The sequence below is a fragment of the Rudaea sp. genome (genome assembly GCF_036383415.1).
Classification (GTDB): Bacteria; Pseudomonadota; Gammaproteobacteria; order Xanthomonadales; family Rhodanobacteraceae; genus Rudaea.
Map to the genome: position 1 here is coordinate 1 of NZ_DASVOK010000281.1, position 8,472 is coordinate 8,472.

At 65.2% G+C, this 8,472-nt stretch carries 10 protein-coding genes; 8 read left to right on the plus strand and 2 right to left on the minus strand.

Annotated features, from left to right (window positions below):
• The 8 genes from VF497_RS10745 to VF497_RS10780 form a co-directional block, all read left to right on the plus strand.
• The coding region (locus VF497_RS10745; protein WP_330888507.1) for an SURF1 family protein at window positions 1-801 on the plus strand (801 nt) is incomplete at its 5' end.
• 7 nt (window positions 802-808) lie between these two features.
• Entirely contained in the window at window positions 809-1,390 is a 582-nt protein-coding gene (locus VF497_RS10750; protein ID WP_330888509.1) for a hypothetical protein, read from the plus strand.
• Window positions 1,390-2,403, plus strand: coding sequence for a COX15/CtaA family protein (locus VF497_RS10755; RefSeq protein WP_330888511.1), 1,014 nt, complete (start codon window positions 1,390-1,392; stop codon window positions 2,401-2,403). The genes VF497_RS10750 and VF497_RS10755 overlap by 1 nt, the downstream gene beginning before the upstream one ends.
• A gap of 10 nt (window positions 2,404-2,413) precedes the next feature.
• Window positions 2,414-3,319, plus strand: coding sequence for a heme o synthase (gene cyoE, locus VF497_RS10760; RefSeq protein ID WP_330888513.1), 906 nt, complete (start codon window positions 2,414-2,416; stop codon window positions 3,317-3,319).
• A gap of 116 nt (window positions 3,320-3,435) precedes the next feature.
• Window positions 3,436-5,109 carry an alpha/beta hydrolase-fold protein gene (locus VF497_RS10765; protein ID WP_330888515.1) on the plus strand — a complete coding sequence of 558 codons (1,674 nt, stop codon included), beginning with the start codon at window positions 3,436-3,438 and terminating at the stop codon, window positions 5,107-5,109.
• A 112-nt stretch (window positions 5,110-5,221) separates the two neighbouring features.
• Entirely contained in the window at window positions 5,222-5,617 is a 396-nt protein-coding gene (locus tag VF497_RS10770; RefSeq protein ID WP_330888517.1) for a DUF2501 domain-containing protein, read from the plus strand.
• 69 nt (window positions 5,618-5,686) lie between these two features.
• Window positions 5,687-6,166, plus strand: coding sequence for a glutathione peroxidase (locus tag VF497_RS10775; protein WP_330888519.1), 480 nt, complete (start codon window positions 5,687-5,689; stop codon window positions 6,164-6,166).
• A 46-nt stretch (window positions 6,167-6,212) separates the two neighbouring features.
• On the plus strand, window positions 6,213-7,502 hold the full coding sequence (locus VF497_RS10780; protein ID WP_330888521.1) for an MFS transporter: 1,290 nt from the start codon (window positions 6,213-6,215) through the stop codon (window positions 7,500-7,502).
• Here VF497_RS10780 and VF497_RS10785 read toward each other — a convergent pair.
• Both VF497_RS10785 and VF497_RS10790 read right to left on the minus strand, forming a co-directional pair.
• Complete coding sequence (locus VF497_RS10785; RefSeq protein ID WP_330888525.1) at window positions 7,462-7,872, minus strand: DUF3037 domain-containing protein; 411 nt, start codon at window positions 7,870-7,872, stop codon at window positions 7,462-7,464. The two genes, VF497_RS10780 and VF497_RS10785, sit on opposite strands and share 41 nt — an antisense overlap.
• A partial coding sequence (locus VF497_RS10790) for a HipA family kinase (RefSeq protein WP_330888523.1) occupies window positions 7,862-8,472 on the minus strand: 611 nt, incomplete at its 5' end. The genes VF497_RS10790 and VF497_RS10785, both read right to left, overlap by 11 nt.

Sequence of the window (8,472 nt, forward strand, 5' to 3'; positions counted from 1 at the left end):
CGTCGCGACGGGCCGAATGTCGATGGATTTCCGCAGCACCGTGCGAAGCGCGCCATGAGCGCACGGCGCTGGCGGCGGCCGTCCTGGTTCGCGATCGCGCTGACCGTGGCCGGCATCGCGCTGTTCATGCGCCTCGGCATCTGGCAGCTCGACCGCGCCGGCGAGGCGCAGCATCTGCTCGCTGCGTTCGATGCAGCACCGAAGGCGGCGTTCGAGGATTTCGCCGCGGTGCGCAGCGCGCCGCCGACGGACCGCTATCCGCATGTGCGCCTGCGCGGCCGGTTCCTTGCCGATCGCGGCTGGCTGCGCGACGAGCAGGTGCGCGACGGCAAGCTCGGCGTCGAAGCCTACGCAGCCTTTGCGGCGGAAGGCGGTGATGCGCCGAACGGGAACGGTGAGGTACTGCTTGTCGACCGCGGCTGGATCACCTGGTCGCACGAGCGCGGCACGCAGCCGCTGTTGCCGGCGTTGTCCGAGGGCGACGTGGAGCTGGCCGGAGTCTATGCGCCGTTTCCGGGCAACGGCATCCGCGTCGGCGGCAATGCGCTCGCACGCCAGTCGACGTGGCCCAAACTGACGTTGGCGATCGACGCGCAGGAAATCGCCGCCGATCTGGAGCGACCGCTGTTGCCACGCGTGCTGTTGCTCGATGCGGATACCGCGTCGGGGTTCGCGCGTTCGTGGACGCCGAGCGTGATGCCGCCCGAGCGGCACCGCGCCTACGCGGTCCAGTGGTTCGCGTTCGCCGTCGCCGCGATCGTGATCTTCGTCCTGCTGCATTTCAGAAAAATACAGAAGTAGTAGCTCCATGTCCGAACAACACCTCAACGCAGGCGCCGCGCGCGCCGCACGCAATCGCAACCGCTGGATGCTGATCGGCATCGTCGCCGTTTTCGTCGTGCCGATGTTGACCGCGTTCGCGCTGAATTTCATCGGCTGGGAGCCGAAGGGCACGAAGGCCTATGGCACGCTGATCAATCCGCCGCGTCAGGTTGATGCGGTGCCGGTCACGCTGCCCGGCGGCGAGAAACTCGTCTGGCGCAACCCGCAATGGCAGTGGACCCTGCTCGCGTTGCCCGGCAAGGATTGTGCGCAGCAATGCCAAACCGCGCTTGGCGATCTCGTGCGCATGCGCGCGACACTCGGACGCAACGCGGAACGCCTGCGCCTGGTCTATCTCGGCACGTCGCTGCCGGCGGCGGCGCTGACCGCGCTGGCGCCGCTGCAGGCAGGCAGCGACGACACGAACGCGTTTGCCGACCTGCGCGCCAAGGGCGACAACGGACTTGCGCTTGCGCTGGTCGATCCGGGTGGTTACCTGATGATGCGTTACGCCGAAGGCTACGACCTCGGCGGCGTGCGCCGCGATTTGCCCAAGGTGGTGAAGTGATGAGTACGAGAGGAATCGCGAGACTGGCGTGGATGGCGGCGGCCTTTGCGCTGGTCGTGATCGTGTTCGGCGCGTTCGTGCGCCTGTCGAACGCGGGCTTGTCGTGCCCCGACTGGCCGACCTGCTACGGCAAGGTGACTTGGCCCAATCATGAAACCGACATCGCCACGGCCAACGCCGCTTTTCCCGATCGCCCGGTCGAGTCGGACAAGGCCTGGCGCGAGCAGGTCCATCGCTTCCTTGCGGGTGGATTGATCCTGACCACGTTCGCGCTCGCGATCTGGACGTGGCGCCGCCGCCGCGACTTGCATGGCTTGGCTGCCGTGCCGTTCGCCGCGGCCGTGTTCATCCTGTTCCAGGCCCTGCTCGGCATGTGGACGGTGACGTGGAAGCTGAAACCGGTCGTCGTCATGGCCCATCTGCTCGGCGGCATGACCACGTTCGCGCTGCTCGCCTATACCGCGCTGCGCTTGACGATTCCGAGTATCGCCAATCCGCGATTTCCGATCGCGGAGAAGGACAAGCTCTGGCGCCTGACCGTCGTCGGCATCGGCCTCGTCGCCGTGCAGATCGCGCTCGGCGGCTGGACCAGTTCGAACTACGCCGCGCTCGCCTGCGGACTCGATTTCCCGACCTGCCTCGGCCAGTGGTGGCCGGGCAACATGGATTTCCATGAAGCGTTCGTGCTCTGGCGCGGTATCGGCGTCAACTACGAGGGCGGCGTGCTCGACGGTTCGGCGCGCATCGCGATCCAGCTCGTGCACCGCATCGGCGCGGTGCTCGTGTTCGGCCACGTCGCGTTCGCCGTCGTCCAGCGCGCGGCGCGGCATGTCGAGACGCGGCCGTTTGCCGTCGCGATCGGCATTGCATTGCTGCTGCAGGTCTCGCTCGGCATCGCCAACGTGAAGCTCGGCCTGCCGCTGCCGATCGCGACCGCGCACAACGGCGTCGCCGCGGCGCTGCTGCTGTCGTTGTTGGCCTTGCTCGTGCGGGTACGCGCAGCCGCACGTTAAACTCTCGCGCATGTCCGTCGCCAGCCAATACCTCGAACTGACCAAGCCGCGCGTCGTCGCGCTGATCGTGTTCACCGCGATCATCGGCATGTTCCTCGCCGTGCCGGGCTGGCCGCCGCTGCGCGAATCGGTCGCAGGCTTCATCGGCATCTGGCTGGCCGCCGCGTCGGCCGCGGCGATCAATCATCTGATCGACCAGCGCATCGACAAGCTCATGGCGCGCACCGCGCACCGTCCGCTCGCGACTGGTGCGTTGACGCCGGCCAAGGTACTCGCGTTTGCGGTCTTCCTCGGCGCGTTGTCGATGACGATCCTGATTGCGTTGGTCAATCCGCTTACCGCGGCGCTGACCTTCGCCTCGCTGATCGGTTACGCGATCGTCTACACCGCCTGGCTCAAGCGTGCAACGCCGCAGAACATCGTAATAGGCGGCGTCGCTGGCGCCGCGCCGCCGCTGCTCGGCTGGACCGCGGTCACCGGCCACCTGCATCCGCACGCCTGGCTGCTCGTGCTGATCATCTTCGTCTGGACGCCGCCGCATTTCTGGGCGCTCGCGATCTTCCGACGCGACGACTATGCGCGCGCGATGGTGCCGATGCTGCCGGTCACCCACGGCGTCGAGTACACGCGCTGGCACGTGCTCTACTACACGATCCTGCTCGTTCTCGTCACCGTGCTGCCGTTCCTGACCGGCATGAGCGGCCTGTTTTATCTTGGCGGTGCGCTCGTGCTCGGCGCGGGTTTCCTCTACTACGCGATCGTGCTGCTCGATCCGCCGTCCGAACGTTTCGCGATGAAGGTGTTCAACTACTCGATCATCTACCTGATGGCGCTGTTCGCGTTCCTGCTGATCGACCACTACATCGACACGCCGACGCTGCAGCGCACGCTGATGCCGCTTCAACGCATCGGCTGATCAATTCGATCGAATTCGGTTAGCATCGCCGCTTCGAGTCGACGATGGGGTTGGCGATGCGCATTGAGTGTTCCTGGCCTTGGCTGGCATTGTTTGCTTTCGCATGCGGCCCCGCGGTGGCAGCGACCGGTTTCAGCGTGGAGTTGCCGGCGTCGGCAGCGAAGACGCCGCAACAAGGCCGCCTGATGCTGCTGTTCTCGAACGATTTCTCCGATGAGCCGCGCAACCAGGTCGACCACACGATCAAAACCCAGGCCGCGTTCGGCCAGAACGTGAAGGACTGGAAGCCGGGCACGGCGGTCGCGATCGACGCGGCCGCCGACGGCTACCCGGTCGAGCATCTCAACGACCTGCCGCCCGGCACCTACAACGTGCAGGCGCTGCTCAACCGCTACGAAACCTTCCACCTCGCCGACGGCCGCGTGCTCGACCTCCCGCCCGATCAGGGCGAGGGCCAGCACTGGAACATCAAGCCGGGCAACTTCTACTCGAAACCGCAGAAGATCACGCTCGGTGCCGACGGCAGGGTCGAAGGCGCAGCGTCGTTGACGATTGCACTCGACCAGACGATCGCACCAATCGTGCCGCCGAAGGACACGAAGTACATCCGCCATATCCGCATCCAGAGCAAGCTGCTCACGAAATTCTGGGGCCGGCCGATGTTCCTGTCCGCGGCCGTGCTCGTGCCCGAGGGTTTCGACGCGCATCCGAAGTCACACTTCCCACTGGTGATCTTCCACGATCACTTCGTGCCCGATTTCGATGGCTTCCGCACCGAGCCGCCCGATCCGAACCTCAAGCCCGACTACAACGAACGCTTCCATCTCGCCGGCTACAACCGCATCGAGCAGGAGGAGGCGTACAAGTTCTACCAGCGATGGACGGCCAAGGATTTTCCGCGCGTGCTGATCGTGAAACTGCAGCACGCGAATCCGTATTACGACGATTCCTATGCGGTCGACTCGGCCAATGTCGGACCCTACGGCAGCGCGATCGAGCAGGAATTGATTCCGGCGATCGAGAAGAAATTCCGCGGACTCGGCACGGGCTGGTCGCGTTTCGTCTACGGCGGATCGACCGGCGGCTGGGAAGCGCTCGCCGTGCAGATCTTCAATCCGGACTACTACAACGGCGCGTTCGGCGCCTGCCCCGATCCGGTCGACTTCCACGCCTACACGCACATCAATCTCTACGACGACAGGAACGCGGTGTGGATGGACGGCCCGATGAAGCGCATCGCGCAGCCGGCGATGCGCGATTATCTCGGCCACACGATCTGGGCGATGCCCGATGCGATGAACTACGAACTGATGCTCGGCAGCAACGGCCGCTCGACCGAGCAGTGGGACATCTGGCAGGCAGTCTACTCACCGGTCGGACCGGATGGCTACCCAAAACAAATCTTCGACAAGCGTACCGGCGTAATCGACCACGACGTCGCCGCTTACTGGCGCGAGCACTGGGACCTGACCGACTACCTCAAGCGCAACTGGCCGAAGATCGGCGAGAAGCTGCGCGGCAAACTGCATGTCTACGTCGGCCTGTCGGACAACTACTTCCTCAACGACGCGGTGTATCTCATGCAGGCCGCGCTCGAAAGCTTCCGCGATCCGGCCTACGCGGGCGAGGTGAAATACGGCCTGCGCGACGAACACTGCTGGAACGGCGATGCGAACACGCCGAACGCCTATTCACGGCTGCGCTACAACACGATGTATCTGCCGAAGATCATCGAGCGGATCGAGAAGACTGCGCCGAAAGGTGCCGACCTGACGAGCTGGCGATACTGAACCGCGGCCGCGATCGGGCGCTGCCCGTTAACGGTTTCTTCCGATCGCGGGCAGTAGATTGCGCTCCATCGCGGCGAGCGGTCGCCGCGATCCACCACAGGAGAGCAGAACCATGAAGGCGAACAAGATCGGCTTGGCGGTACTGGGCGGTGTCGTTGCGGCGTTCGGTCTGTGCGGCAGCGCGGGCGCGCAGCTCGGGGACTTGAAGGGTCTTGCCGGTGGCGACGTGTCTTCGCTCGCCTCCGGCAGTGGCGGCAATGCGGCCGGCGTGATTTCGTATTGCGTGAAGAACAATTACCTCGATGGCGGTGCTTCGGGCATCAAGGACAAGCTCATGGGCAAGTTCGGCGGTGACCAGGACAAGTCCGACTATGACGAGGGCGAGAAAGGGCTGGTCAAGACCGGCGACGGCAAGTCGGTCGACATCGGCCAACTCGGCAGCATGAAGAAATCGATCACGAAGAAGGCCTGCGGGAGCGTACTCGACCACGCAAAATCATTCCTTTGACGAGAGGCGCTGGACTTTCTCCGGCCGCATCCGCACATTAGGCAGATTCCCACCTGTGCGGAGGCGGCCGTGACCAGCATCTACGACTTCAGCGCGAAGGACATCGACGGCAAGGAGCAGTCGCTCAGTGCCTACAAGGGCAAGGCGATGCTCGTGGTCAACGTCGCCAGCAAATGCGGGTTCACCCCGCAGTACACGGGGCTCGAGGCGCTGTACGAAAAACTCAAGGACAAAGGCTTGGTCGTGCTCGGCTTTCCCTGCGACCAGTTCGGCCACCAGGAGCCGGGCGACGAGGCCGAGATCAAGAATTTCTGCTCGCTCAACTACGACGTGCAGTTTCCGCTGTTCGCCAAGATCGATGTCAACGGCGCGAACGCCGATCCGATCTACAAATACCTGAAGCACGAGGCCAAGGGCCTGCTCGGCAGCGAGTCGATCAAATGGAACTTCACCAAGTTCCTCGTCGACAAGAACGGCAAGGTCGTCAAGCGCTACGCGCCGACCGATACGCCGGAATCGATCGAGAAGGAAATCGCGGCGGTGCTGTAAGCGCGTTGGTCATGACGAACAAAAATCACGGACTCGCCGTATCGCAATGAGTAGCCAAGACAGCGCGTCACTCACCCGCCAGGACCTGAAAACCCTCTCGCTCGCCGCACTCGGCGGCGCGCTCGAGTTCTACGATTTCATTCTCTTCGTCTATCTTGCCGAACAGATCGGCACGCTGTTCTTTCCCGCATCGACGGCGCCGTGGTTGCGCGAACTGCAGACCTGGGGTGTGTTTGCGGCGGGTTACTTCGCGCGTCCGCTCGGCGGCGTGGTCATGGCCCACTTCGGCGACCGAACCGGGCGCAAGCGCATGTTCACCCTGAGCGTGTTCATGATGGCGGTGCCGACGCTGCTGATCGGCTTGCTGCCGACCTACGCGCAGATCGGCGTCCTCGCACCGATCGCGCTGCTCGTGCTGCGCATCGTGCAGGGCGCGGCGGTCGGCGGCGAAGTGCCCGGCGCATGGACGTTCGTCGCCGAACATGTGCCGGCGGGGCGCACCGCATTCGCCTGCGGCACGCTGACCTCGGGCCTGACCCTCGGCATCCTCGCCGGTTCGCTGCTCGCCGCCACACTTAACACCGCGCTCACGCCGGCGCAGATGCTCGACTACGGCTGGCGCATTCCGTTCCTGGTCGGTGGCGTGTTCGGCTTCTTCGCCGTGCTGCTGCGGCGCATGCTCGCCGAGACGCCGGTGTTCGAGGCGATCCGCCAGCGTCGCGAGCTTTCGCGCGAGCTGCCGCTAGCTGCCGCGCTGCGCGGGCACGGCGGCGCGGTGCTGGCCTGCGTCGCGCTGACCTGGGTGCTGACCGCGGCGATCGTGGTCATGATCCTGATGACGCCGAAATTGATCCAGAAGCTCGACGGCATCGCGCCCGCGGCGGCCTTCAGCGCCGATACGATCGCGACCGTGGGCCTCGCGATCGGCAACCTCGGCTTCGGCCTTGCCGCGGACCGCTTCGGCACGACGCGCGTGTCTGCGCTCGGCTGCGCGGTGCTGATCGGTGTCGTCTACGCGTTCTATCTCGGTGTCGCCGCGGCGCCGCAGTATCTGTATCCGCTGTCGTTCGTTGCCGGCTTGAGCGTCGGCGTGGTCAGCGTGATCCCGACCTTGCTCGTGCGCGCGTTTCCCGCGCCGATACGCTTCACCGGCGTCGCGTTTTCGTACAACCTTGCTTATGCGGTGTTCGGCGGCCTGACGCCGATCTTCATCGGCTGGGTGCTCAAGTTCGATCGTCTCGCGCCGGCCCACTACGTCGCGGCGTTGTGTCTCGTCGGCATCGCGGTCGTGCTGCTCAACGCGCGGCAGCGGTCGTACGCACCATCTGCCGCATAAGCGCTTCGAGCGCGGCGGCCGGGTCGCCACAGCGCCCGGTGTGCACCGGCGAGGTCTGGATCAACGCACTGCGCGGCGCGGTCAACCAGTCGAAACGTTCGCGCCGCGACAGCGCGGCCAGCGGGCCGGCACGTTTGCCGCCGGCACAGATCGCCGGAATCGCAGCCAGGTGCTGCGCGATCGTAGCAAGGTCCGCCTTGGGATCGAGCGCGAGCAGGCGCGCGGCGTCGAGTTCGATGCGCGCATCGAGAAAACTCGCGTCCTGGCAGGCGAGGATCACGCCGGCGTTGACGAACTCCTCGCGGTCGACGCGCGGTACGACGCGGATCACGGCGTAGTCGTAGATCGTGGGTTTGCGCTCAGGCTGCATGGGCACGAATCGCCTCCGCAACGAATGCACGCGGCGCGTCGAGCCGCCGCGTGAGGTATTCGACATAGGCCGCGCGATGTTCATGCGCATTGGCGAACGGCGCGCCATCGCAAAGCCACGAGTCCGGAATCTGCGCGACGATATCGCTGATCGACGGCGCGATCGCTGCGCGCATGCCCTCGTCGACTTCGGCGATGCGGCTCGCGAACGGCAGCAGCACGTGATTCTTGATCTGCGCGAACGGCCGCGTGCTGCGCGCGCGCCAGTCATCCCAATCGTGATGGAAATACAGCGCGGCGCCATGGTCGATCAGGCGCAGTTTGCGGTGCCAGACCAGCATGTTCGCGTTGCGCGCGGTGCGGTCGACATTGCTGACGTAGGCATCGAACCAGACGATGCGCGAGGCGAGTTCGGCGTCGGGCTGTTCGACCAGCGGATCGAACGTGACCGAGCCGGGCAAGTAGTCGAGCGCGAGGTTGAGACCTGCACTCGCGCGGATCAGCTCCTGGATCTCGGGGTCAGGCTCGGTGCGCGCGAGTTCCGCGTCTAGTTCGACGAAGACGATCTCGGGCACGGCGAGGCCGGCCGCGCGCGCGATCT

Bases quoted from the DNA above. Each gene is read 5' to 3' on its own strand.
- VF497_RS10780 (WP_330888521.1), top strand. From the start codon at position 6,213: ATGAGTAGCCAAGACAGCGCGTCACTCACCCGCCAGGACCTGAAAACC.
- cyoE (WP_330888513.1), top strand. From the start codon at position 2,414: ATGTCCGTCGCCAGCCAATACCTCGAACTGACCAAGCCGCGCGTCGTC.
- VF497_RS10755 (WP_330888511.1), top strand. From the start codon at position 1,390: ATGAGTACGAGAGGAATCGCGAGACTGGCGTGGATGGCGGCGGCCTTT.
- VF497_RS10750 (WP_330888509.1), top strand. From the start codon at position 809: ATGTCCGAACAACACCTCAACGCAGGCGCCGCGCGCGCCGCACGCAAT.
- VF497_RS10785 (WP_330888525.1), bottom strand. From the start codon at position 7,872: ATGCAGCCTGAGCGCAAACCCACGATCTACGACTACGCCGTGATCCGC.
- VF497_RS10770 (WP_330888517.1), top strand. From the start codon at position 5,222: ATGAAGGCGAACAAGATCGGCTTGGCGGTACTGGGCGGTGTCGTTGCG.